The sequence below is a fragment of the Salmonella sp. SAL04214 genome (genome assembly GCF_046550615.1).
Taxonomy (GTDB): Bacteria; Pseudomonadota; Gammaproteobacteria; order Enterobacterales; family Enterobacteriaceae; genus Salmonella; species Salmonella enterica.
Window position 1 is genome coordinate 272,925 of the sequence record NZ_JBGDXT010000001.1, and the last position, 25,072, is coordinate 297,996.

24 protein-coding genes and 1 tRNA gene are annotated in these 25,072 nt (G+C 49.0%); 13 read left to right on the forward strand and 12 right to left on the reverse strand.

Annotated features, from left to right (window positions below; all coding sequences use genetic code 11):
- The first annotated feature begins 106 nt into the window (after positions 1–106).
- Positions 107–592, forward strand: a complete 486-nt coding sequence (locus ACLJQD_RS01345; protein WP_017441064.1) for an Hcp family type VI secretion system effector — start codon at positions 107–109, stop codon at positions 590–592.
- Positions 592–972: an anti-adapter protein IraD gene (gene iraD / locus ACLJQD_RS01350; RefSeq protein ID WP_023205443.1), complete on the forward strand. Its 381-nt coding sequence runs from the start codon at positions 592–594 to the stop codon at positions 970–972. Before ACLJQD_RS01345 ends, iraD begins: the two co-directional genes overlap by 1 nt.
- Before the next feature lie 134 nt (positions 973–1,106).
- Here iraD and ACLJQD_RS01355 read toward each other — a convergent pair whose 3' ends face one another.
- Complete coding sequence (locus ACLJQD_RS01355) at positions 1,107–2,591, reverse strand: NAD-dependent phenylacetaldehyde dehydrogenase (RefSeq protein ID WP_017441066.1); 1,485 nt, start codon at positions 2,589–2,591, stop codon at positions 1,107–1,109.
- A 161-nt stretch (positions 2,592–2,752) separates the two neighbouring features.
- On the opposite strand from ACLJQD_RS01355, the gene ACLJQD_RS01360 reads away from it, so the two are divergent.
- From ACLJQD_RS01360 to ACLJQD_RS01375, 4 genes are all read left to right on the forward strand, one after another.
- Positions 2,753–4,054, forward strand: coding sequence for an NAD(P)/FAD-dependent oxidoreductase (locus tag ACLJQD_RS01360; RefSeq protein ID WP_001092825.1), 1,302 nt, complete (start codon positions 2,753–2,755; stop codon positions 4,052–4,054).
- 14 nt (positions 4,055–4,068) lie between these two features.
- Positions 4,069–4,443 (forward strand): cupin domain-containing protein, encoded by a 375-nt coding sequence (locus ACLJQD_RS01365; RefSeq protein ID WP_000542982.1) that lies wholly within the window; start codon positions 4,069–4,071, stop codon positions 4,441–4,443.
- Positions 4,444–4,651: 208 nt separating this feature from the next.
- Positions 4,652–6,151, forward strand: a complete 1,500-nt coding sequence (locus tag ACLJQD_RS01370) for an APC family permease (RefSeq protein ID WP_410967608.1) — start codon at positions 4,652–4,654, stop codon at positions 6,149–6,151.
- The gene (locus ACLJQD_RS01375; protein ID WP_017441067.1) at positions 6,129–6,686 is read left to right on the forward strand and encodes a DUF3156 family protein; all 558 of its coding nucleotides are present in this window, start codon (positions 6,129–6,131) and stop codon (positions 6,684–6,686) included. The genes ACLJQD_RS01370 and ACLJQD_RS01375 overlap by 23 nt, the downstream gene beginning before the upstream one ends.
- 103 nt (positions 6,687–6,789) lie before the next feature.
- On the opposite strand, the gene ACLJQD_RS01380 is transcribed toward ACLJQD_RS01375, so the two are convergent.
- The 4 genes from ACLJQD_RS01380 to ACLJQD_RS01395 form a co-directional block, all read right to left on the reverse strand.
- Positions 6,790–7,473 (reverse strand): helix-turn-helix transcriptional regulator, encoded by a 684-nt coding sequence (locus tag ACLJQD_RS01380; RefSeq protein ID WP_017441068.1) that lies wholly within the window; start codon positions 7,471–7,473, stop codon positions 6,790–6,792.
- A gap of 1,714 nt (positions 7,474–9,187) precedes the next feature.
- On the reverse strand, positions 9,188–10,507 hold the full coding sequence (locus ACLJQD_RS01385; RefSeq protein ID WP_024137298.1) for a ferric reductase-like transmembrane domain-containing protein: 1,320 nt from the start codon (positions 10,505–10,507) through the stop codon (positions 9,188–9,190).
- 75 nt (positions 10,508–10,582) lie between these two features.
- Positions 10,583–10,846 (reverse strand): YdgH/BhsA/McbA-like domain containing protein, encoded by a 264-nt coding sequence (locus tag ACLJQD_RS01390; protein WP_017441072.1) that lies wholly within the window; start codon positions 10,844–10,846, stop codon positions 10,583–10,585.
- Positions 10,847–10,871: 25 nt separating this feature from the next.
- Positions 10,872–11,495 carry an FMN-dependent NADH-azoreductase gene (locus tag ACLJQD_RS01395; RefSeq protein WP_000697438.1) on the reverse strand — a complete coding sequence of 208 codons (624 nt, stop codon included), beginning with the start codon at positions 11,493–11,495 and terminating at the stop codon, positions 10,872–10,874.
- A gap of 100 nt (positions 11,496–11,595) precedes the next feature.
- Here ACLJQD_RS01395 and ACLJQD_RS01400 point away from each other — a divergent pair, with 100 nt between their 5' ends.
- Entirely contained in the window at positions 11,596–12,501 is a 906-nt protein-coding gene (locus ACLJQD_RS01400) for a LysR family transcriptional regulator (RefSeq protein WP_017441073.1), read from the forward strand.
- Between the two features lie 98 nt (positions 12,502–12,599).
- Here the strand turns inward: ACLJQD_RS01400 and ACLJQD_RS01405 are convergent, their stop codons facing one another.
- The 3 genes from ACLJQD_RS01405 to ACLJQD_RS01415 all read right to left on the reverse strand — a co-directional run bounded on the left by ACLJQD_RS01405 (position 12,600) and on the right by ACLJQD_RS01415 (position 14,049).
- Entirely contained in the window at positions 12,600–12,995 is a 396-nt protein-coding gene (locus ACLJQD_RS01405; protein WP_371247604.1) for an Arm DNA-binding domain-containing protein, read from the reverse strand.
- A 165-nt stretch (positions 12,996–13,160) separates the two neighbouring features.
- Positions 13,161–13,236, reverse strand: a tRNA-Phe gene (locus tag ACLJQD_RS01410).
- Between the two features lie 105 nt (positions 13,237–13,341).
- On the reverse strand, positions 13,342–14,049 hold the full coding sequence (locus ACLJQD_RS01415) for a DUF554 domain-containing protein (RefSeq protein WP_000234466.1): 708 nt from the start codon (positions 14,047–14,049) through the stop codon (positions 13,342–13,344).
- A 425-nt stretch (positions 14,050–14,474) separates the two neighbouring features.
- Between ACLJQD_RS01415 and ACLJQD_RS01420 the strand changes: the two genes are divergently transcribed.
- The gene (locus ACLJQD_RS01420; protein ID WP_410967609.1) at positions 14,475–16,592 is read left to right on the forward strand and encodes an ornithine decarboxylase; all 2,118 of its coding nucleotides are present in this window, start codon (positions 14,475–14,477) and stop codon (positions 16,590–16,592) included.
- Between the two features lie 61 nt (positions 16,593–16,653).
- On the opposite strand, the gene ACLJQD_RS01425 is transcribed toward ACLJQD_RS01420, so the two are convergent.
- The 4 genes from ACLJQD_RS01425 to mutY form a co-directional block, all read right to left on the reverse strand.
- The gene (locus ACLJQD_RS01425) at positions 16,654–17,910 is read right to left on the reverse strand and encodes a nucleoside permease (RefSeq protein WP_001049803.1); all 1,257 of its coding nucleotides are present in this window, start codon (positions 17,908–17,910) and stop codon (positions 16,654–16,656) included.
- Between the two features lie 217 nt (positions 17,911–18,127).
- Positions 18,128–19,213, reverse strand: a complete 1,086-nt coding sequence (gene mltC, locus ACLJQD_RS01430; RefSeq protein WP_000976289.1) for a membrane-bound lytic murein transglycosylase MltC — start codon at positions 19,211–19,213, stop codon at positions 18,128–18,130.
- A gap of 112 nt (positions 19,214–19,325) precedes the next feature.
- Positions 19,326–19,601: an oxidative damage protection protein gene (locus ACLJQD_RS01435; RefSeq protein ID WP_000091706.1), complete on the reverse strand. Its 276-nt coding sequence runs from the start codon at positions 19,599–19,601 to the stop codon at positions 19,326–19,328.
- 27 nt (positions 19,602–19,628) lie between these two features.
- A complete protein-coding gene (gene mutY / locus ACLJQD_RS01440; protein WP_017441076.1) occupies positions 19,629–20,681 on the reverse strand; it encodes an A/G-specific adenine glycosylase in 1,053 nt (350 codons plus the stop codon).
- Positions 20,682–20,835: 154 nt separating this feature from the next.
- Here mutY and trmB point away from each other — a divergent pair, with 154 nt between their 5' ends.
- From trmB to ACLJQD_RS01465, 5 genes are all read left to right on the forward strand, one after another.
- Positions 20,836–21,555: a tRNA (guanosine(46)-N7)-methyltransferase TrmB gene (trmB, locus tag ACLJQD_RS01445; RefSeq protein WP_017441077.1), complete on the forward strand. Its 720-nt coding sequence runs from the start codon at positions 20,836–20,838 to the stop codon at positions 21,553–21,555.
- On the forward strand, positions 21,555–21,881 hold the full coding sequence (locus ACLJQD_RS01450) for a YggL family protein (RefSeq protein WP_001107559.1): 327 nt from the start codon (positions 21,555–21,557) through the stop codon (positions 21,879–21,881). The genes trmB and ACLJQD_RS01450 overlap by 1 nt, the downstream gene beginning before the upstream one ends.
- A gap of 49 nt (positions 21,882–21,930) precedes the next feature.
- Positions 21,931–22,650 carry a DUF2884 domain-containing protein gene (locus ACLJQD_RS01455; RefSeq protein WP_000984827.1) on the forward strand — a complete coding sequence of 240 codons (720 nt, stop codon included), beginning with the start codon at positions 21,931–21,933 and terminating at the stop codon, positions 22,648–22,650.
- A 188-nt stretch (positions 22,651–22,838) separates the two neighbouring features.
- Entirely contained in the window at positions 22,839–23,885 is a 1,047-nt protein-coding gene (gene ansB, locus ACLJQD_RS01460) for an L-asparaginase 2 (RefSeq protein WP_000394189.1), read from the forward strand.
- Between the two features lie 132 nt (positions 23,886–24,017).
- Positions 24,018–25,025, forward strand: a complete 1,008-nt coding sequence (locus ACLJQD_RS01465; RefSeq protein WP_000252200.1) for a DUF1202 domain-containing protein — start codon at positions 24,018–24,020, stop codon at positions 25,023–25,025.
- The last annotated feature ends 47 nt before the right edge of the window (positions 25,026–25,072 follow it).

Below are 25,072 nucleotides of genomic sequence, written 5' to 3' on the forward strand. Positions count from 1 at the left end.
CACGCTGTGTTTTTTGGTAGTTGCGCTTTTAATAAGAGTCACAAGCGTTGGCCGCTGGTATTCGTCTGGCTGCTTAACTGCCACTTGATCAACAAGGAGATAAATCATGGATGCGATTTTTTTAAAGCTCGACAATATCAAAGGCGAAAGCCAGGTTGAAGGCTTTGAAGATCAGATAGAGATCATGTCTTATAGCCACAATGTGGCAATGCAGGTAAATAACGATGTTAGCCTCACGGAGCGGACCTCCGGGCGCGCGCATGTTGGTGAAATGTCGCTCACCAAATTTGTCGACCTCGCCACGCCTGTGCTCAATGAGTACTGCTGTAGCGGGAGGCTAATTAGAACCGCGGTGCTGACGTTGTGCCACAATGACGGCGGCAAAATGCGGTCGCTTATCGTTTATACCCTGACAAACGTGCTGATATCACAACTCAGTGTTAGCGGCGGCGCCGGCGGTAAGCCGGTGGAAACGATGTCGCTGAACTTCACGAAAATCAAATGGCAAATCACTGCCGAGAAATCAGACAGCGCTCAACAGGAGTCCAGAACGTCAGTATGGGATCTGGCGATGGACCAGATAGGGAAATGATGATGACGCCAACCATTCCGGTCGCGCTATTCGACAGGCTCTTGGTTGAGGGGATAAGCCCACATGAATTGGTACGCCGCAAATTAATGTGTTTATTCAACTCTTGCGCCGTGCCTGGTGGCGAGACATTACCGCCGCTGCTCACTCGGGGTATGCCGGAATGGCACGAGGTGAATGTGGGTGACAAACGGGTTCTCAACTGGTTTTGCCGTGAGCTTCGCGCTGCTATTTTACGTTATGAACCGAGCATCAACATGCTGAAAGTCAGTGTAAAAGATGCCTATCATCAGACGCTGGCGTTGTCTTTGGAAGCGATGTTACAGGATGAGTCTGAACCGTTAAGACTGGAGATAGCCTACTCTAACGGTAGATGGCGCTAGTAATGCAGGAAGGAACGCCGGGCCGGGCGTTTAACATTACCCACAAGCAATAAAACGCAGCGAACGAACCTGATAATCAGGCAGACAGTCCACCTTTCGGTATGGTTGATCTGCCTGCATCATTTTCAGGATGGTTAATAACGGACCATGACCGATTTAAGTTCGGTATAGTCATCAATAAACGCGCTGCCAAATTCACGACCAATGCCCGATCCTTTCATCCCTCCAAAGGGTACCGCGGGATCGAGGAAGGTATGCATATTGACCCACACCATGCCAGCATCAATATCTTCAGCGTAGCGTAATGCCTTAGACATATTTTCCGACCACACACTTGCAGCAAGGCCGAATGGCGAAGCGTTGATATGCGAAAGCGCCTCTTTTTCATTCTGATAACCGATAAAGCTACAGACAGGGCCAAAGGTCTCCTCGTGCATCAGCGTACTGTTTTTACTACGCACTTTTACCGCCGTCGGCTGTAAAAAGTACCCTTCGCCGGGTAAAGTTTCACCGCCGTAAACAATGGTATCCCCTTCTTCCCGTGCGCGTTGAATCAGACGCAGCACTTTTTCAAGCTGAACCTGATTCGCCAGCGGGCCCATCACAGTTTTTTCATCTAAAGGCGACCCGGGCACGATCTCCGATAACCGTTGCCTGAGGAGCGTCATGACTGTATCCAGTTTTTCCTGGGGCAGATAAAAACGCTCTGCGGCAGCACAAATCTGTCCTTGATTCAGATAACCGGCTTCAAGAATACCGTTGACCATGGCTTGTGCCGAGAGATCATTGAGAAACAGCGCCGCATTTTTCCCTCCCAGTTCGAGGGTAACGCGTTTTCCTGACGATGTTGCCGAACGCCGGACTTTCTCACCTGTCGCGACTGACCCGGTGAAACTCACTTTGGCGCAATCTGGATGCGCGATCAGCTGTTGCGCTATCTCACCGCCAGCACCGTTTACCACGTTAATTACGCCATCAGGGAAACCTGCCTCTTTAGCCAGTTCAGCGACTCGCAGCAGTGTCAGCGGGGTATATTCACTTGGTTTAATGACGATGGTGCAGCCACATACCAGCGCTGCGGCCAGCTTCCAGATAGCAATCATAATTGAGAAATTCCACGGCACAATACCGACGACCACACCAATGGGTTGGCGTTGGGTAAACGCTGTGTATCTCTCTTCTCCCATTGATGGCAGGGAGACATTCAGCGTTTCACCGGTTATTTTTCCTGCCCAACCGGCAAAGTAACGCAGGAAGGCCACTGACTGATCGAGTTCAAGACCGCGCGACAGCATAATCGTTTTACCTGAACAGACGCTTTCCAGTTGAGCCAACTCTTCACGATGAGCGGCAAGAGTATCAGCCAGTTTCAGCAGTAATGCGCCGCGTTGTAACGTTGGCATTTTACGCCAGACATCAAACGCCCGTCTGGCGCTCTGCATGGCCTGTTCTGCCTGCGCAGGGGTTGCCGACACAACGTCGGCGATGATTTTGCCGGTGGCTGGATTAGTGACCGAGAAGTTCGTGCCGTTTCCGGCCTGACGTTCACCTGCAATAAATTGTCCGTGTCGTTGGCGTAAAAAAGTCGTTACTTCGGCAAGTAATGTCACATCGCTCATCAGAAGTGCCTGTAGGTCAGGAATGTACGTTTTTCCATCCCAACATACTTTTTCGGAACTGAATATCGTTCCAAAGAACGTCATTCTTCCGGACGATATTTTGTAAAACGTTACCGTGCTGTGATAGCGGTCTTAGTCAAGCGTGATGACAAGGTAACGCGATGAATACAAAAATCGATGCGTTGAATTACTACGGCGCGACGAAAAAATACCCGTTGCATTTTCCTGCTCTGCAAGAGGATATTGATGCCGATGTGGTGATCATTGGCGGTGGCTTTTCAGGCATCAATACCGCGCTGGAACTGGCGGAGCAGGGGATCACTAATGTTGTCGTTCTGGAAGCCCGTCATCTTGGGTATGGCGGCACCGGACGAAACGGCGGTCAGGTGATGGCCGGTATAGGTCACGACATCGAAGCCGTTAAAAAATATGTAGGCGCAGCGGGAATGGAGACGCTGTTTAAAATCTCGAACCTCGGCGCAGGTATTATTCGGGAGCGAATTCGTAAATACCATATTGATGCTGATTTTGTCCCCGGATATGGTTATCTGGCCTACAACCAGCGGCAGTTAAAAACGCTGCAACAATGGGAAAAAGAATTCAAAGCCGCCACGCCGGAAGACGATATTGAACTCTATACCGGTAAAGACGTGCAGCAGGTTATTGGTTCCGACGTCTACTGCGGTGTTCTCAAGCATATGGGGGGAGGGCATGTCCACTCGCTGAATTTATTGCTGGGCTCCGCTCAGGCTGCGAATTCGCTGGGGGTGAAGATATTCGAATATTCACCTGTGGTTGAGGTCAGTTACGGTAAAACTGTGCGGGTACGTACTGCGATGGGCAGCGTAAAAGCGGCCAAATTGCTGTGGGCCTGTGATAGTTTTCTCAATAATCTGGAACCAGAAATTTATAAGAAAACGCTGGTTACTTATTCTTATCAGGTCTCTACAGAACCTCTCTCCAGCGAGCTTGTTGAGCGGATCAGTCCCTTGCGCGGGGCTTTTAGTGATATCCGCCCGGTGATAAATTACTACCGTCTCACAAAAGAAAACCGTCTGCTGTTTGGCAGCGCCACAAGGTTTCTTGAATATACCCCGCACGATTTTGCTGCCTGGAACCGCACTCTGTTGACGGAGGTCTTCCCTTATTTGAAAGACGTTAAAATCGATTTTGCCTGGGGCGGACCGATGGCCTGTAGCGCGAATCTGTTTCCGCAGATTGGCACGCTTCGTGAACACAATAATGTTTTTTATGTTCAGGGTTATTCCGGATTTGGCGTCACGCCTTCCCATATTGTATGCAAAATCCTGGCCGAAGGAATAAATGGCGGTTCCGAGCGGTATCGTCTGATGAGTAGCATTCCCCACGCGACAATTTATGGTCGCGACAGTCTACGTCTATTGCTGGTCAGTGCGGGAAAACTGATACATCAAACAGCCGGTTTCTGGAAAGGCCGGAATTAACCAGGAGAACATTAATGCACGCTTTTAAACTCAATCAACCTGTTCCTGAATTACAGCCAGTCGGGAGTGTCAGCCTGTTAGGGGCGTTGCCAACAGAAGGCGATCCCCAGGTCGCCGTTGCGATGATTTACGGTAAACCTGAGGACGTATTTACCTGTGGACTGTTTTCATCGACCCGCGGCGGTTTCACGATGATTTATCCCTTTACCGAGCACGCAACCGTGCTGGAAGGGGAAGTGGAACTCACTGTCGCGGGTCAGGAACCGATACGTTTTTCACCAGGCGATAGTTGGTTTGTTGAACAGGGAACCGAAGTGGCATGGAAAGTTTTAACGCCCCGTTTTGTAAAACATTATCTGGCAAAAGTTGAAAGCCATAAGCAGGGTTGAATCCTTTAATTGTTCGTCAGTAGCGTTGGCATCACTGGGGAGAATAACGCGCTCCCCACTTGCTATTAGCGCATGCGGGGACGGCGTCACAACGTTATTTACCGTTATCCCTCTTCAGGACGATACCTGTTAGATACGGTGCCTGCCATAAATAAGCGTTATTCCGGAGCGGTAATTTATTGTTGTAATAATAGTGAAGAGGTTGACCATGTTTAAAAACAGACTTGCCAGCCATCTTGAACGTGGCGTTATTGGTTTCCCCACGACGCTTGCCAGCTCCGTCGGGCTGATTATGGCAAGCCCGGTGATCCTGACCGTGACCAGTGGTTTTGGCTCAGGGGGAGATACCTTTGCTCTTGCGGTATTACTGGCATTTATTATGATGCAAGCGCAGATTACCACCTTTGCCGAAGCGGCAACGCTTATTCCCACGACTGGCTCCGTCTACGACTATATCTCCTGCGGAATGGGGCGTTTTTTCGCTATCACCGGTGCGCTTTGCGCTTACCTGATCGTACACATTTTTGCCGGCACGGCAGAAACGATTCTCGCTGGCGTCATGGCGCTGGTGAACTTTGAGTCCGTTAGCGAACACGTGGCCATGCAGCACAATACCTGGATGGTTGGCGTCGGCATGGTAGTGGTTTTCGGGTTACTGAATGCCATTGGTGTTGAAGTATTTGGCAAGGTGGAAGTATTTCTTACTTTCGGTATGTGGACTACCCTGACCATCTTCGGTTTATGCGGGATCCTGTTATCCCCGGTCACTCATCATTCCGGGTGGTTTGGCGCACCGCTTGATGTCAGTAATCTTTCTGGTCTGTTTGGTTATATTGGCATGGCGATGTTTATGTTCGTCGGTTGTGAACTGGTCACGCCAATGGCGCCGGAAATTAAAAAAGCGCATCGTACGATTCCCAGAGCGATGGCGCTTGGCCTTTTAGCGGTGGCAGGTTGTATGTTCCTCTATGGCGCTGCGATTAACCGGCAGGTAAATAAGGTGGTGGTCGATGCGGCAAACCATATCTTTTTACTGGATACGCCGATGGCTATTCCCGCCTTTGCCAATCGTGTCATGGGACATGCCGGGCAATACTGGCTGGGCGTGGGGTTGTTGTTAGCGGGATGTGCGACGATTAATACGCTAATGGCGGCAGTACCGCGTATTATATACGGCATGGCGCTGGACGGCGCTTTGCCGCGGTTTCTGACCTGGTTGCACCCCCGCTTTAAAACACCGGTCATCGCCATCGCATTCGGTGTTGCGATTCCCTGTTTACATGCCTGGTATCTGAACGGTGATATCGACCACATTGTTCCGCTGATCCTCGCTGCGGTCTGCGCCTGGGGAGTAGCTTATCTGCTGGTAACGTTATCGGTCGTTATCTTACGTATTCGGCGCCCCGATTTACCACGCGCTTACCGGGCCCCCTGGTTTCCCTTACCTCAGATTATTTCGAGCGTGGGTATTATTATCGCCATTATTAATATCGCGCCTCCAGGAATGAACAGTCGGGATGTACTTATACCATTCGGTATTATGCTTGGATTGACTGCCGCCTATGCCTTATTCTGGACATTATGTGTGCAACGGGTTAATCCTTTCCTCCCGCTTCCGGTAGAAGAGGTCGTGGAACGGGCGATGGGCAATTATGAAAAGCGAAACAATGAAGAGATGACGCCAGATGTCCTCCGTCCCCTGGTTTAAGAGCACATTAATGAACATGGTGTTACGTGATTTGAGCGGCTGGCGTTGTGAAAAATTGACCGAACATAGCGCCGTGCTGCATCTGAATGCATTTACCCAGGTTATCTGCCATGTTCAGCAAAAACGGTTATTCATGGCCAGTATTCACAGTTGTGAATTCAGGGTGAAAGGCACAATCAATTATCCTTTGCAGGGCAAAATTCGCGCTCATCAGCCCGGATGGCTGAAACGTTATCCCGTCATTTTTACTGGCAGTAAAAGTATCGCCGGGCTGATTAGCTATCTTAATCGTTTCCCCAATTTACAACAGGCTCTGAGTGAACTGGATTATCGTCGGTTTACTCTGGTTTTACATCATAAGGAATGGTATTGCGGCATTGAGCTATGGGCTGCTAGCGAAGTGGTTTGTAAAATGCCGCCGCTGCGCCGTTATCTGCGGCTTGAGCGGCACCAGCGTGTTCTTCTGCTTAGTGTGATAAATATGATCAATCAGGCCATGAATCAATGGCTGCAACAGGATACCGACGCCAGATAATATGACATTTTATTGAGGCATCAGCTCAGAGAGTGGTATTAATTCAGGCATATATGACAATGGGGAAAAGACCCGCAATTGACGCGGGTTAAAAAGAACGCTTTCACATATGCTGTAAATATTGTACCGAGGACATTCTGGTTCGGGAAACCAGTTCCGTGCGATTTATCACTTCTGTTTTAGCAAAAATATTACGTAAATGCGTTTTCACTGTTGAGAGAGAAATATTCAACTGACGGGCAATCAATTTGTTGCTGGCCCCTTCGCAGACCATTCCCACAATTTCACGCTCTTTGGCGGTCAATATTGACGTCAGATTGTTGTCTTCCTGAAGAGAATCATGAATTGCCAGTCCCAGTAATGGTTGTACTGCCTGGGCTCGCAAACGCTCTTCGCTGGAAAAAGGTATATCGCGCATTAATGAAATGCCCGCGATAATACGATGGCCCCGACGAATAAAGATCTCAATCATGTCGCACACATGATTAGGTAGCATAAATTCATGATAATAATGGCGATGACGGGCACAGATACCGGGCGTCATCGTCGCTACGGTAACAACCTGTTGGCCGAACCGGGAAGGCGATAGCGGGTCTAATGGTTGAAAATGCTCCAGATATTGTTGGTGTGTGCTATTAGAAATATTATGTAAAACATAGGCTTCCGGCTTTAAATAAGCATTAACACGATAAAAAACCGCCGACGACAGAGGAATGAGTTGCGCAATGCTCTGTAAGCAATGGAGAGTGATCCCGTCATTATGGCCAGTAGTTGATAAGGCTGACATGTTATCTCCTTCCATCCGGATGAGCGCGCCGGGACGCAGTAAAATAGTGGTATGTTGAAACATACAATTTACATTCGGTTAACACAATCATTCACATGTTAATAATGTGACGCGTGTTGCGGTATTTTTTATAACCATTTGAAATAAAACAGTTTTAATTTAAATCCTGTCTGGTTTTCTAAAAAATAATTAAAAATTATTAATATAATTTTTTTCTGTCGCGGTTGACTCATCTCCTGAAAATGCCTTGGGTTCTCGTCCTTCAGGACGATATTCTTTTGAGATGACTGTTCTATGATTTTCTGTAATAGTGCAGGTTAACAGAGACTTAATTTCTGGTTCAGACAGGATTTGCTAAATAACGTTTCAATAGCGTCATGCGCTATGCAGAAAACCGGCGTTTTTACCCACAAAAAGCGGTGGCTGCCAGTATATTTTAATGAACAGTAGTGAACATGGAGAGCGGAGTAACCTGTTGATTTTATAAATAAAAACGGACGCCATAGGGCGTCCGCATCTGAATGGTTGGTGCCCGGACTCGGAGAAGTCCTTTGGGCTAATGGACTGTTAAAGCTATTTTTGACCGTTTATCAAGACCACCACAAAACTAACCCTTACAGAATTATCTACATGATTTTCCCGGTGTGGGTTTGATTCCTGCCACTGTCTGATAATTGTTGAACCAGTTCTTCTGTATAGGGTATCAGCAGGGCAGGCTTTCGAAATTTGACATCCAGTAAGAATCGGTGTGAGACACTCACGGTTTTTTCCTGCCGTCTATTCGTCATTGAAGAATGATAGTATTTTTATGAGAATAAGAGACAAAAATATAGAGGCGCCTATATAAATCCCTCGTTCTGTCCAGGTATCCAGACGAAATAACCAATAGACACATAAAAAAACAAGTAGCCCACCAATAATTGACGCGAGAGCGCTAATGATTTTTTTGAGCATATATTTAAACGTGCCTTCATTATATTTCATGGTTTTTCTTTTTTTGTCGCCATTTAAAAAATCTGATAATACGTTTCACCATTTGATAGAATACATATATAAATAGTAAAGGGCATAAAAATACAGAAAAACGCGCAATTATATTTCTAATGGGTTTTTCTGCTACCTGATAGCAAACCGACTCTCTTAGGATAGTATCATTTTGTGGGGGCCGTTTTCTGTGACCAATGTTGAAAATGTAATCTCATTAGTGTTTAAACTATTGTGTATATTTTTTACTTCCCCGGATATAGGCAAGCACTGGAAACCATCATTATCATATCGTGGTTCACCATTAATAGCATCAATTCTATCATATACTATTAATCTTTTCCCGCATTAAGTGCGGGGGGATGGTAATCTGTGAACTGATCCTTCAACTCATCAAAAGTTCGATTTATTCAACAAAGCCGAAGATAACCCGTCTCTATCGATCATTACGTAGTAATGGAAACGGTGTGGAGGGACGCGACCTCTTTTTCATATCTAAGGGACGCCGTAGTGGCGTCCCTTAATTATTTACATAATCCCTTTTCTGACCAGAGGAGTATTAACCCACTCATGAGCTTCTTTACTTATCTCAGCATCCGGATCGCATTGTGCCAGTAGTCCGAAAAGTGAATTACAGAGCTATTTCTGAGATTCGGTTTCTTCGATTTGTTGTAAAGCCAATGCCGAGGTAGCCTGAGAAAAATATGTATATGAATTTTTTCATCAATAATTAACGCATATTAAAACGATCATAATGGAAGGCTTTCTCTGATATCCCGTACTTTTGTAGTCCGGATAGTAGACTTTTCGCAAAACCTGCTGGCCCGCAAAACCAGACGTGAACGTTTTGGCTATTATCGCTTTCCATCATAATATGTTTGGCTTCCAGTTTCATCCCGGCATCGATACGGTGTAAAGTCACACCTGCCGCTGTACATAATAAATCGAGATTTACAGGGTACTGCAAATCATCATGCTGACCAACGCAATACCATAAATCAATAGGGCAGAGTTGGTGGTCTGAGTTTTTTAAATATTCCAGCTGAGATATAAAAGGAGTGATACCGATCCCTCCCGCAACCCAGACCTGACGCTCAGATTGAATATTAAAGTCTAAATAACCCCAGGGGCCCTCAACAATCACGTCCTGTCCAATTTTTAATTCTTTCTTTAGTGAATGTGTATGATCCCCTAATGCTTTAATGGCAAAACGCAAGTGTTTTTTATCCTGGTAATAAGAGGCTATAGTGAATGGGTGTGCCTCTGCATCATGTTGAAATGTTAAAAATGAAAACTGCCCTGGTGTATGCAATAGAGGGGTGTCAGTATGTAGAGTTATTTCTATAATATCATTTGGGTAATAGTCGATGTTTGTGATGATCGCAACGAGTTTGTTTTTATAAGCAACCATATTAAATAGCGAAAGGCCGGCAGCATAAATACCAGGGATACTCACTATTACCAGCAGAATGCCCGCAGGTGAATTCCACCAATATGTTTTAAATAGAACGGTAAAAATATGGAAAGCAGTAGCCAGGTAAAAAACAGGAAACAGACGATGTATAAAATGGAAAATGTTATAAGGGATTTTTTTTACAAGAGAAACCAGCACCAACCCTATCATCAGGTATGTAGACCATTCAGCAGCTAACAATCCTGCATAGATCAGTTGAGATTGCCATGAGCTTATCTGAACACTTCCCAGCGATCCTGGATGAGCAAGCCAGCCATTTTGCACCAGCCAGTGAGGTATTTTTTCGTCCAGCCAGTGCGCCAGCGTAAAGACTGTTGCGATAATACCAGCTTGTTTGTGTAAACCCCACGATTTATCCAGACCTTTCAGAATTCGATTCAACCAGGGTGAACGCAAAATCAGACACATAGCTAATGTCATAAAACACCATGCGACGCACCCACTAAAAAAGAGAAAGTTTTGCCGAAACAGCCAAAATATTTTAGATGTTTCGGCGTGGAATATTTCACCTGATAAGACAAAAATAAGACTTGCTGTGAGTAATGTTAAGCTACTCACAAAATACGTTATTTTCATAATGGCCTGTTTTTTTAGCAGGCACGGGCAATTACCCGTGTCCTGGATAATAATTACGATTGATTGTAATTGTGATTATTTATAAAGAATAGCGGTGGCGTGTGATTGATTATCGATATGAAATGAAGTGATTCGATAATAATGAGCACCTGACGCTTCAGTTTTATTCTGAAGGAGTTGTATGATGCTTTCAGGATTTGTATTTATGGATGATACACTAACATGAGCAACTTCTTTCATGTCTGTTTCTGGATGACTAATTTCTGTTGCAGCAATGGATGTCTGCCCAAATAAAGAGAGTAAGAAAAAAGAGATGACAATTTTTTTACTGATATTCATAAGAATTCCTTTCATATTAATAAACTTATCGATTAAAAGCATGAGCCAGCATACAGGGAATTTGCGCCAGCGAGTTTTTTTCTGCCAGAGATCTGCCAGGCACAGTTTTATCCACTCCTTCGGTGGGCAATATATGGACGTTAGTGATCCCCATCAAATTTAACGTTGACCGCAGATAGCTTTCCTGATGATCCAATTCCCGATGCCTGGTATCTGAATAAATTCCACCACGCGTGGAGACTATAAATGCTGGCCTGTCGGCCAGTAACCCCGTTGCACCCGTAGAGGTAAAACGAAATGTCAGACCAGCCTGGCAAACCTGATCTATCCAGGTTTTCAGACCCGAAGAGACAGAGTGGTTAATCATCGGTGCACCTATTACTAATATATCGCAGAGGCTCAACTCCGCGATCGCGTTTCTGATACCCTCCACTTCACTTTGCGTTTGTGCGTCTGTAGACATTAACTTTCCCCCAAGCACCAGAAATGTCTCTTCGCGTAAGTGGGGTGGCGGTGTCCGTCCGAGATCGCGGTATGTCACGCTGGCATTCGGAAAGCGCTGGCAGATAGCTTTTGTCAGCGCCAGGCTCAGCTTTCGTGAGCTGGAGTTGCAGAGCATAGGGCTGCTGTCAATGTGGAGGATCTTCATGGTGTTCGTCTCATTTAAAACGTGTGGCTAGTTTAACCGTTCTTAAAATGATGTTTAAATAGACGAAATTGAACTTCATTGTTGCGATAAAAGAACAATCATGATTGACTGGAATGATTACTGGTATTTTGCCCTGATTGCAGAAGAAGGAAGCTACAGCCGGGCGGCAATACGTGCGCAAGTGTCCAAATCGGTGCTAAGCCGACGGATGTCGGCATTAGAGGAACAGCTTGGTGTACATCTGATTCAGCGGACAACCCGACGCCTTGCGCTGACCAAAGTCGGCGAGCAATTTGCGCAGGAGTGTCAGAAGCTGGTAAATCAAAGTGAGCGAGCCCGCGCTGTTGTTCAGGCGGTGCAGGAGTATCCACAGGGGACATTACGGATCAGTGCGCCGGTATTCATGGCAGAAACGTGGCTGGGAGCACTCATCAACGAATTTATTGCTCGTTGGCCGCTGGCAAATGTGCAGCTCCTTGCTGTCAATCGCCCGGTGGATATGATTGCAGAAGGCATTGATATTGCGCTATCAGTAAGTTCAGGGGCATTGCCTGATTCTTCGTTGCACTATAAAAAAATCAATACGCTATACGATATTTTGGTTGCCAGCCCCCAGTGGGTCGAGCAACATCCTGATTTAAAGACCATTGGAGATCTTCACAGGGCTCCGGCAATGGTGAGACTGGCCGACGGTCGTATGCAATCGTGGCATTTAATCAATGGGAGTCAGGAAATCACCCTGTCACTTTCCCCCCGTTTGTATTCCAATAATCTGCGGGTTCTGTTACAGGCAGTCGCTGGCGGCAATGGTGTGGCTTTATTACCGTTTCCGGCCTGCAAGGAAGAATTGCAAAACGGGGGACTGGTACAACTTTTCCCCGAGTGGTCTGGCCAGCCAAGACAGATTTATGCACTATTCCCAGCGAACAAAGGAATGCCCGCAGTTGCACGCTATTTTATGGACGAGTTAACCATGCGGCAGGAGAAACTAAATTCAGGACATTAAAAAGGTTAATTCATAGCGGCAGGAAACTGTCGCCGTGTTGTTGTAACAAATGATCAAACATGACTGTGGCAAATAATCCCGGCTTAGATATTCTGCAATCAGTTCATAAGTCTTAAATATACGCTATGTTGCCGGGCATAAATATAGGGCGCAACGTCCCCCTCGCGGCTCACGTCCAGATAATCTACCCCCACTGCATCATCTCCATACGCGCCTCCATGTACATACGCCGCCCGCACGCCGTTGCGCTCCTTGACGCTCACGGGCATCAGAGAAGGGCAGATACCCGATACCAGCAGCTTACGCGCGGCATTGCGCTTTTCGCGGGCTTTTGCAAGCGTAACCTGCGGATAGGGGCCGAAAGTCAGACGATTTTCTTTACCGCCGAAGCGATAGCGGAAATACCATAGCTTAGAGCCGTCAGGTACAGAATTTGTGAATCGGTGATTTTTGTAGGGTTTTTCGAGGAGGCGCGGCGCAGATCTTGCTATCAGTTAATATGAGGGTTTCTCCGTTCCTCGAACTGAATGAACCCTTAATCTGACCCACAATTTTCCGGATACGTAGGGATAAATCAAAACGCACCTGAAAAGATTTCCACGCTAAATCATTGAATTAAAAACACATGGGGATTTTTAAGGAAGTATAAAAAGGAAAGGTGGTGCCCGGACTCGGAATCGAACCAAGGACACGGGGATTTTCAATCCCCTGCTCTACCGACTGAGCTATCCGGGCAACGAGGCGCATTAAACCGTAATCGCCTCGCTTCGTCAACGAAATTTCTTCAAATCAACGTAGACTGCACAATCTATCACCACTTTGTTGTTATTGCACGCAGAGTCAGGCAAAAAACATCGCCCATGCGGCGGAAATCGGCATCGCCAGCAACAGCGCCGGGAGCATATTCACTACCGGAAACATTTTGATTCCACATACACGCAAGCCGGTCGCCACCAGCAGCAGTCCGCCCACGGCGCTAAAGTCGCCCATCATTGCCGGCGTAGTCAGTGGAAGAATGAGGGTGGCGCAGGCGGCAAGCGTTAACTGGATAATCAACATCGGTGCGCAAATCGCCGAAACGGCGATGCCAAGCGAACAGGCGAAAATAATGGCAGTGAAAAAATCCAGAAAAGATTTAGCGATCAAAATGTTTGGATCGCCGGTCATCCCTTCATGCATCGCGCCGAAAATACCGGTGCCGCTGGCGCAAAAAAGTACAATGATAGCGACGTAACTTTGAATAAATGAGTCGTGTGTCGGCTTCTTACCCGATGCCATAAATAATTGTTGGATTTTCGCGACTGCGCCATTAATGCCTTTTTCCAGCAAACAAAACTCGCCGATAAGCGCGCCGACCAGCGTCGCCAGCACCATCACCGGAAGATTAGCGCACTTCATCACCAGCAGAATGCCAATTCCCAGAGAGCACAGACCAAAAATAGACGTCATTGAGACGCGAATCCGTTCTGGCAGACGCTGACTTAACAGCGCGCCAATAACGCCGCCGAATAAAATTGCGCCAGCGTTAATAAAAGGTCCAATTACCACAATGACTCCTGTTATTTGTCTTTCAAATTGCCTTATTATCACGCGATTAAGCTGTTAATAGCTTGATTATCTGTGACGTATAGAGCGCTGATTTTACCTTGCGCCGTCTGGTGAAAGGTGCCATGATTGCGCGAAATTTCTCCTGCCAGCATGGGGCTCGCCGGGATGAACATAGCGCCTTTATATTGTCTTCACTGTCGCCTGACTGCGCGAGGTTTGCCCCTTTCTTTCCTTTTTTTTGTCATCCCCGCTATGCGGTGAGGGCAGCGCACGCTCACTGCAGGACAACAGTAAAATCAGAAACAGTCTGTTTTTACTGATGTCTGGCGGTCGGAGCTGGTATCCAGTTTGACCCGGCATCTCGTTGGGCAAGGCATCGGGCCTTGTCCGGGGTTACTCTACTCCCGAAACGGGTATTTGCGCTTATGAAATCAATGAATATTGCCGCCAGCGGTGAACTCATCCCCCGTCTCTCCACCCACCGAAACGTAGTGGCGCTGGACAGTACCGACTTTACCGATGTGGCCGCAGTCGTCATTACCACTGCCGACAGCCGTAGCGGTATTCTGGCGTTGCTTAAACGCACCGTTATGCTTGCGGATGAACCCGTCAGCGCACCTGTCGGCGTTACGGCGGTAATAGGCGGGAACGCGCAGGAATGGCTGGAGCTGGAAAACGCTGCCTGTCGCTACGAAGCAGAACTTCTGCCGCCCTTTTATGGCACCCTGACCCAGTATGTCGACATGGGGAATAGTACCTTTGCTTGTCCGGGGCACCAGCATGGCGAGTTTTTTAGAAAACATCCCGCAGGCCGCCATTTTTATGATTTTTTTGGTGAAAACCTGTTTCGTGCGGATATGTGTAACGCCGATGTGAAACTTGGCGATCTGCTCATACATGAAGGTTCTGCCAAACACGCGCAGAAATTTGCGGCAAAAGTGTTTAATGCGGATAAAACCTACTTTGTGCTGAATGGAACTTCGGCGGCGAATAAAGTGGTCACCAACGCCTTGCTGACGCGCGGCGATCTGGTGCTGTTTGATCGTAATAATCACAAATCCAACCACCACGGCGCCCTGATTCAGGCCGGGGCGACGCCGGTCTATCTTGAAGCGGCGCGTAACCCGTTTGGTTTTATCGGTGGTATTGATGCGCACTGTTTTGATGAAACGTACCTGCGCGACCAGATTCGTGACGTGATGCCGGAAAGCGCCGATGCGTCGCGTCCGTTCCGCCTGGCGATCATTCAGCTGGGTACCTATGACGGCACTATTTACAACGCCCGTCAGGTGGTGGATAAAATCGGGCATCTCTGCGATTACATTCTGTTTGACTCCGCGTGGGTAGGCTATGAGCAGTTTATCAATATGATGGCGGATACCTCGCCGTTGCGGCTGGAGCTTAATGAAAACGACCCAGGGATCTTTGTGACCCAATCGGTACATAAGCAACAGGCGGGGTTCTCACAAACCTCGCAGATCCACAAAAAAGATAACCATATTCGCGGCCAGGCGCGTTTTTGCCCGCACAAACGCCTGAACAACGCCTTCATGTTGCACGCCTCGACCAGTCCGTTCTACCCGCTGTTTGCGGCGCTGGATATCAATGCCAAAATCCACGAAGGGGAGAGCGGTCGCCGCCTGTGGGCGGAGTGCGTTGCGCTGGGCATTGACGCGCGTAAAGCCATTCTCGCCCGCTGCAAACTGCTTCAGCCCTTTATCCCACTGGTGGTTGACGGCAAGCCGTGGCAGGCATATCCGACGGAGACCATTGCCAGCAATCGTCGTTTCTTCAGTTTTGAGCCCGGGGCGAAATGGCATGGCTTTGAGGGTTATGCGGATGACCAGTATTTTGTCGACCCCTGTAAACTGTTACTGACCACGCCAGGTATTGATGCCGATAGCGGGCAGTACACCGAATTCGGCATCCCGGCGACCATTCTCGCCCACTATCTGCGTGAGAACGGTATTGTGCCTGAGAAATGCGATCTCAACTCGATTCTATTCTTGCTGACACCCGCCGAGAGCGAAGAGAAACTGGCGCGGCTGGTCGCGATGCTGGCGCAATTTGAACGGCACATTGAAGACGATACGCCGCTTGCGGATGTATTGCCGACGGTTTTTCAGAAATACCCGGTGCGCTACCGTGATTACACCCTGCGTGAGCTATGTCAGGAGATGCACAACCTGTACGTTAGCTTTGACGTTAAGGATCTGCAAAAAGCGATGTTCCGCAAAGAAAGCCTGCCGCATGTGGCGATGAACCCGCAGGATGCCAACAGCGCCTTTATTCGCGGCGATGTAGAGCTGGTGCGTATCAGCGAGGCGGGCGGGCGTATTGCTGCCGAGGGGGCATTGCCATACCCGCCGGGCGTACTGTGCGTGGTGCCGGGGGAGATTTGGGGCGGCGCGGCGCAGCGTTATTTTTTGGCGCTGGAAGAGGGCATCAATCTGTTGCCCGGTTTTTCGCCGGAATTGCAGGGGGTATATAGCGAGACCGATGCCGATGGAATTCAACGCTTGTACGGATATGTTTTAAAGTAACGTTGCCTGCAGGCCGGATAAGGCATTTACGCCTTATCCGGCCTGCGAAACAGGGCAAGGATTAATGTGCAACGGGTTGAGAACCCGCCGGAACGCGAACGTGTTTGTATTTGAACAAGGCTACGAACGCGAAGGCCAGCACCAGCGAGTAGCCTGCGAAGATGAGCCACACGGTCTGCCAGTCGGTAATGCCGTTTTGAGTGTAATACTCCACCACTTTACCGCTCACAATGCCGCCCAGGATACAGCCGAAGCCATTGGTCATCATCAGGAACATCCCCTGCGCGCTGGCGCGGATTTCCGGACGTACTTCTTTTTCGACAAACACCGAGCCAGAAATGTTGAAGAAATCGAAGGCGCAGCCGTACACAATCATCGACAATACCAGCAGAACGGTACCGAACGGCGTCGGGTCGCCATAAGCGAACAGGCCGAAACGCAGCATCCACGCCACAATACTGATAAGCATAACGTTCTTAATACCATAACGGCTCAGGAAGAACGGAATGGTCAGGATGAATAACGTTTCAGAAATCTGCGAAATCGACATCATCACCGAGGCGTGCTGCACGATAAAGCTACTGGCGAATAGCGGATCTTTATCAAAGCTATGCAGGAAGGTGTTGCCAAACATGTTGGTGATCTGCAGTTCCGCGCCCAGCATCATGGAGAAGATGAAGAAAATCGCCATCCGCTTATTTTTAAACAGCGCAAAAGCGTCAAGGCCCAGCATTGATGTCCAGCTCTGGTTTTTCTGTTGGTTCGCCACCGGAATGTGCGGCAGGGTAAAGGTAAACAGTACCAGCAGAACGGAAAGCGTCGCGCCGATATAAAGCTGCATATGGCTCAGCTCGAAACCGGAGAAACTCACGCCCCACATCGCCAGAATAAAGCCAATGGTGCCCCAGATACGGATAGGCGGGAAGTCAGTCACAATATCCATGCCGGCAGACTGCAGGCGGTAATACGATATGGTATTGATCAAGCCCAACGTCGGCATATAGGCCAACGAGTTAAGCAGGATCACAAAGAACATCGCCCCAGGCGTAGTGACTTCCGCGGCCATGAATAGCGTGATGGCGCCGACGACATGACACAGGGCATAGACCCATTTCGCGCTCAGCCATTTGTCAGCCACAATGCCTAACAAGGTCGGCATAAAGACGGCGGCAATCCCCAGTGAACTATAAACTGCGCCAATAGATGCGCCGTCAAATTTTAAGGTGACGAACATATACGAGCCCAGGGTAGTGAGCCAGCTTCCCCACAGACAGAACTGCAGAAAAGAGAGTATTTTAAGCTGCAGCTTAAGATTCATGTTAATTTCCTCACACCTGAGAGCGGATGAATGTTTTAAAAGGCACATTTGCCGTTGTGATTTGGTGTGATTCTATCAATGAGAGGCGGGCATTTTTTTGTTACCTGTGACAAATATTTGCAAACAATTTCTGATTGCAAAGCAAAAGGGTGACGGAGTTAACACTTTTACCTTTCCCGCCTCTGTCATTTGCCAGCCAGAGGCGGGATGCGATGGTTTATCGGCGGCGATACGATCGCTGGGCGGAATTCACCTTATACAGATAGCGGCGCGACTCCGCAGATGGATGTCGGGTGGTTAATATCTGGTACACATCCCCCGGCGACATGCGGTTAATCATATTCGCGGCTTGAATCTTATCGTTCGAGAATACGCGTAATACGCTGCCTGCGCCGCCATTGTAGGCAGTAATGACCGCATAGCGCCGCGACGTCGGATTCTCAATACCGCTCAGATAGACATTATTCAACATTGCCAGATACGCTGTGCCGGTATCGATGTTGCTGGCGGGGTCGAACAGGAAGTTACGGCTTGGCGTGCCGGACTTACCCTGAGAACGGAAAACATCTTTCCCGGCGCTGTGTTGCACCACCTGCATCAGGCCCAGCGCATCCGCGTGGCTGACCGCATACGGGTTAAACGAGGACTCCGTTTGCATAATCGCCAGAATCAGCGACTCGTCAACGCCGTATTTACGGGAGGCCTGGCGTACCATGCCAATGTATTTATGCGCGCGTTTATCAAGGTGGTTCGGCACCAGATTAATGGTGACGCTGTAAATAATACGCAGGCCGTTACTGCGGCTTTTGAGCCGCGTTTTCAGCAAGTAATCCGCGAATGTCGTGGCGCGGCCTTCCCAGCGAATAGGCTGGCCGGTATTGTCGAGGACCTGACCATACAGGAAGGGTTCTTTAGAAATTTTTATGTCATCGACATCGGAGTAAAGATCGACGGAGGTTGGGTCGTCACCCATGAGCAACGTTTTAATAATGGCCCGGCGCAGATGTGCGGTAGGTTCCGTCCCGGCGATGGTTTCAACGGTAATGGTCCCATCATCAAAGTTGATGTGGCTACGGGTCTGGAACTGATCGGTATATTTGACGTAGTCTTTCGGCCCGGCAATCAGGACTTCCTTATATCCCCACAGATTTTCAATATTGTTGGCAAATTGCCCCATCAAAATATCAAAGCCGTTGGTATCCTTGACCCAGGCTTCATTATACGTCTCGCCTTTTTTGGTCGAACTGGAGCAGGAGATGAGCAACGGCGCAATAACAGCAAGCGCGAGTAATTTTTTCATCATTCCGGGAGTGCATGTTGTGTTGTCGTTATGCCATGTTGCCGGGCAGCGGCGCTAAGGGCTTATCCGGCATAACTCACAGGCCGAATAAGCGCAGCGTCATTCAGCAACGGGCCTATTTTTTATCTTCCGGCGTATAACCTTCGATATGAACGTCTTTGCCTTCGAACAGGAAGCTCACCATCTCCTGTTCCAGCAGCTTACGGTGCTCGGCGTTCATCATGTTGAGCTTTTTCTCGTTAATCAACATGGTCTGCTTATGCTGCCACTGCGCCCACGCGTCCTTAGAGATCTCGTTATAGATACGTTTTCCCAGTTCGCCAGGGTAGAGCTGAAAATCTTGCCCTTCAGCGTCGCGTTGCAGGTAAGTACAAAAAATCGTTCTGCTCATAAGTCATCCTCTTCATCGACCGGGGCGTTAAACTGGCGCTCCGGTACGTAACTGCTGTAACAAGCGCTCCACGGGGGCCGCCAGTCCGACTGACGGCGGTTGCGCTAAGTTATACCAGAGCGCGCTGCCTTCATCCATGCAGGCGTCCAGTGACGACACGGGAAGCCACATAGGCACAATATCCAGATGGAAATGGCTAAATGTGTGGCGAAACGCATTAAGCTGGGTCAAATTATCAGCGTTAACATGCCGTTGCGCCAGCCATTCACGTAATTCATCTTCTCTGGCGAACTGCGGAAAGCAGTAGAGTCCGCCCCATAAACCGCTGGGAGGACGCTGCGCCAGGAAAATCTCCTGATTATGCTGTAACAATAAAAAGTAACCTGTCCGCTCCGGCAACGTCTGTTTCGGTTTCTTGCCCGGATAGCGTGACCAGCTTTCATGCGCAGCGGCGATACAACCGTTTTGCAGCGGACACAGGGTGCACTTTGGTTTTGAACGCGTACAAACCATCGCGCCCAGATCCATCATCGCCTGATTAAAACGCTCCACGCCGCGTGCGGGCGTCACTTGCTCGCTCAACGTCCACAGCGTATTCTCCACCTCTTTTTTTCCAGGCCAGCCGCTAACAGCATAACAGCGAGCCAGCACACGTTTAACGTTTCCATCAAGAATCGGATAATGTTTACCTAACGCGAGGGAGAGAATTGCGCCGGCGGTTGAACGCCCGACGCCGGGTAGCGCGGCGATTTCGGCAAAAGTTTGCGGGAATTCTCCACCGTGAAGCGTCGCCACCTGTTGCGCCGCTTTATGCAAATTACGCGCGCGGGCGTAATAGCCGAGCCCGGTCCATAAATGGAGCACTTCATCCAGCGGCGCATTCGCTAAATCCGTTACCGTGGGAAAGCGCGCCATAAATCGCTCAAAGTAAGGAATCACCGTCGTCACCTGCGTTTGTTGCAACATGACTTCCGAGAGCCATACTTTGTAAGGCGTCTTGTTAATTTGCCAGGGCAGCGTTTTCCGCCCGTATTTGTCGTACCAGTCCAGAATCTGGGCTGAAAATTGAGACGCTTGCATGGAAACTCATTCATTATTGCCGGGGGCAAGATTGCAGCACAGAGGCCGCAGGGTGTAAACCGGAACTTTCCGCAGTGCGCTTCATGCTTGCATCCGGCAACTAACTTTGGATAATGCCCGTTTTCAGAACTCAAACACAGCAGACTACACTTTTATGAAAAACGACGTCATTTCACCGGAATTTGATGAAAACGGTCGCCCGCTGCGCCGTATTCGTAGTTTTGTTCGTCGCCAGGGGCGACTGACAAAGGGGCAAGAGCACGCGCTGGAAAACTACTGGCCGGTGATGGGCGTCGAGTTCAGCGAAGCGCCGGTAGATTTCGCCACGTTGTTTAGTCGCGAAGCGCCGGTGACGCTGGAGATTGGTTTTGGCATGGGGGCGTCTCTCGTGGCGATGGCGAAAGCGCGCCCGGAGCAGAATTTCCTCGGCATTGAAGTGCATTCACCCGGTGTCGGCGCGTGTCTGGCGTCCGCTCATGAAGAGGGCGTTGAAAACCTGCGCGTCATGTGCCACGACGCGGTAGAAGTGTTGCATACAATGATTCCTGACAATTCTTTATCGATGGTTCAGCTCTTTTTCCCTGACCCGTGGCATAAAGCGCGTCATAATAAACGCCGTATCGTTCAGGTGCCGTTTGCTGAACTGGTATTGAGCAAGCTGAAATTGGGCGGCGTTTTCCATATGGCGACCGACTGGGAAGCGTATGCGGAACACATGCTTGAAGTCATGTCTTCTATCGACGGGTACAAAAATCTGTCAGAGAGCAATGATTATGTACCGCGCCCGGAATCGCGCCCGGTAACGAAATTTGAACAACGTGGCCATCGTCTTGGTCATGGCGTATGGGACTTAATGTTCGAGAGGGTGAAATAATGGCAAAGAACCGTAGTCGTCGTCTGCGTAAAAAAATGCACATTGACGAATTCCAGGAATTAGGATTTTCGGTGGCATGGCGTTTTCCGGAAGGTACATCTGAAGAGCAGATCGATAAGACTGTCGATGACTTTATTAATGACGTTATTGAGCCTAATAAACTGGCGTTTGACGGCAGCGGCTACCTGGCCTGGGAAGGGCTGATTTGTATGCAGGAAATCGGTAAATGTACCGAAGAACATCAGGCGATTGTGCGTAAGTGGCTGGAAGCGCGCAACCTTGAAGAAGTCCGAACCAGCGAACTTTTCGACGTTTGGTGGGACTAATGAGTACAGGGTCGGCAAATGCCGGCCCGCTTTGTCTTGAGGGAAAGTTATGATGCGCAAAACGCTGCTGGCGGCAGTGCTAACGTTTACGGCGATGGCCGCTCATGCAGATTACAAATGCAGCGTCACGCCGCGTGACGATGTGATCCTGAGTCCACAAACGGTGCAGGTGAAAGGTGAAAACGGCAACCTGGTGATCACGCCGGACGGCAATGTGATGTACAACGGTAAGCAGTACACCCTTAGCGCCGCGCAGCGCGAGCAAGCGAAAGATTACCAGGCGGAGCTGCGAAGCGCGCTGCCGTGGATTGATGAGGGCGCCCGATCGCGCGTCGAAAAAGGCCGCGTGGCGCTGGATAAAATCATCGCTAAAGAGGTGGGCGAAAGCAGCAACATGCGTAGCCGTCTGACGAAGCTTGATGCGCAATTAAAAGCGCAAATGAACCGCATTATCGAACATCGTACGGACGGCCTGACGTTCCACTATAAGGCTATCGACCAGGTGCGTGCCGACGGTCAGCAGTTGGTGAATCAGGCGATGGGCGGTATTTTGCAGGACAGCATTAACGAAATGGGCGCCAAAGCGGTGCTTAAAGGCGGCGGCAATCCTTTACAGGGCGTGATGGGCAGCCTCGGTGGTTTGCAAACCGCTATCCAGAACGAATGGAAAAACCAGGAGAAAGATTTCCAGCAGTTTGGCAAAGATGTCTGTAGCCGCGTAGTGACCTTAGAAGATAGCCGCAAAGCGCTGGTTGGCAGCCTGAAGTAATCTTTCCTTTTTAAACAATGGCGTAGATCGTATCTGCGCCTTTTTATTCTGTTTTTTCCTGCATTTTGTTATCCATCTCTAAAAAATACTCTCTGTTGGATATATATCGCTGGTTAATCGTATGACATCACATTATTCGTCTGCAATATAGGGATAATGCGACCAGTTGACATAACTGGAGATATAACATGGAGTTTTTCAGGAAAACGGCATTAGCTGCTCTGGTAATGGGTTTCAGCGGCGCAGCGTTCGCTTTACCGAATATCACCATCTTAGCGACCGGCGGAACGATCGCTGGCGGCGGTGATTCAGCAACAAAATCAAATTATACGGCAGGTAAAGTTGGCGTCGAAAATCTGGTGGATGCCGTTCCTCAATTGAAGGACATTGCGGTAGTGAAAGGCGAGCAGGTCGTTAACATTGGCTCGCAGGATATGAACGATGAAGTCTGGCTCACGCTGGCGAAAAAAATCAATACCGAGTGCGACAGCACCGACGGTTTCGTGATCACCCACGGTACTGATACGATGGAAGAGACCGCTTATTTCCTCGATCTGACCGTGAAATGCAATAAACCGGTGGTACTGGTCGGCGCGATGCGTCCTTCCACGTCAATGAGCGCAGATGGCCCGTTCAACCTCTATAATGCGGTAGTAACAGCGGCTGATAAACAGTCTGCCAACCGCGGCGTGCTGGTGGTAATGAATGATACCGTCATGGACGGACGCGACGTCACTAAGACCAATACGACTGACGTGGCGACGTTTAAAGCGGTTAACTATGGCCCGCTGGGTTATATCCACAACGGTAAAATTGACTACCAGCGTACGCCAGAGCGTAAACATACCACCTCCACCCCGTTCGACGTGTCGAAGCTGACCGCGTTGCCGAAAGTCGGTATCGTTTATAACTATGCGAATGCGTCCGATCTGCCGGCAAAAGCGCTGGTAGACGCGGGTTATGACGGGATCGTGAGCGCAGGCGTGGGTAACGGCAACCTGTATAAAACGGTCTTTGATACCCTGGCGACCGCCGCGCACAACGGTACGGTAGTGGTGCGTTCTTCACGTGTGCCGACTGGCGCAACCACGCAGGATGCGGAAGTTGACGATGCAAAATACGGCTTTGTCGCCTCTGGCACGCTGAACCCGCAAAAAGCGCGTGTCTTACTGCAACTGGCGTTAACCCAGACTAAAGATCCAAAACAGATCCAGACGATGTTCAATCAGTATTAAAGATAATGCCCCGGTCGGAAGGCCGGGGCCATCTTTGGAAGACCTCTCGCACAACCAACACTATTATCTTGCTAATTATCATCCTGGTTATGATAATCGTGGGCGTCATGTCTCTGGACGGGAGGTCCACAAGTGGTTCGACAATGGATTGCTGGCGCAGCGCTGTTTGCCCTGATTTCAGGCTATAGTTGGGCAGAGGTTGCTCAACCCTCCGATAACATCTTAAAAGAACAGTTTAGTAAGCAGTACCACGGCATACTTAAACTGGATTCCATTACCTTAAAAAATCTTGATTCGACGGGCAATCAGGCCACCTGGTCTGCCGAAGGGGATATTTCTTCCCGTGAAGATATGTATACCGGCGTTGGTATGGCGGCGGATTATTATTTTGTTGAAAAAACCTGGACCAAAGATCGTCCCGTTAAATTTTCTGCCATGTTAACCAGCAAAGGGACGCCAGCCTCTGGCTGGACGGTGAGCTATTACTCATTACAAATGGCAGCCAGCGATCAGGGCCGGGCTATTGACGACATTAAAACGAATGATAAATACCTGATCGTCAACAGTGATGACTTTAACTATCGGTTTGGCAACATTGAAGCCTCCTGGCGTGCGCAGAAAGCGTCGATCCCCGGTCTTGAAGAACAACTCTCTGCCCTGGATAAGAAAATAGCGGTAGCTAAAAAAGAAGCGGACGCGTATTGGGGAAAAGGCGCTGATGGGAAACCGTTGACCCGCGCCGAGGCGTTTAAAAAGACGTTAAAAGAGCGCGATGATTATGTAAAAGCCAACGATAGCAGCGTATATGCCGAGAAATACGAAAAAGAGGTCTATCAACCGGCATTAGACGCGTGCCGTAAGCAGAGTGAGCCGTGCAATGAAGCGGCTATTCAGCAGAAAAGAGATTTAGACATACACGAGCAACGGCGGCAGGTATTTTTGAAATCAGAAGAGCTGCGTCGAAAAGCGCAGAATGACTGGATAACGTTAGAGAAAGGACAATATCCGCTGAATATAGCGGTACAGAAACTTCAGATGCAACAGAGTGATATCCGTGTGAAAATTATGGATATTAATGACGGTTACGAGCGCTGGAAAAAAGATACGGACGATTTGCGTCGTAAAGGGGTTATTAAATAATGCGCTTGCCGGCGGCGCATTAACCGCCACAGGTCGGTAAGCGTCGC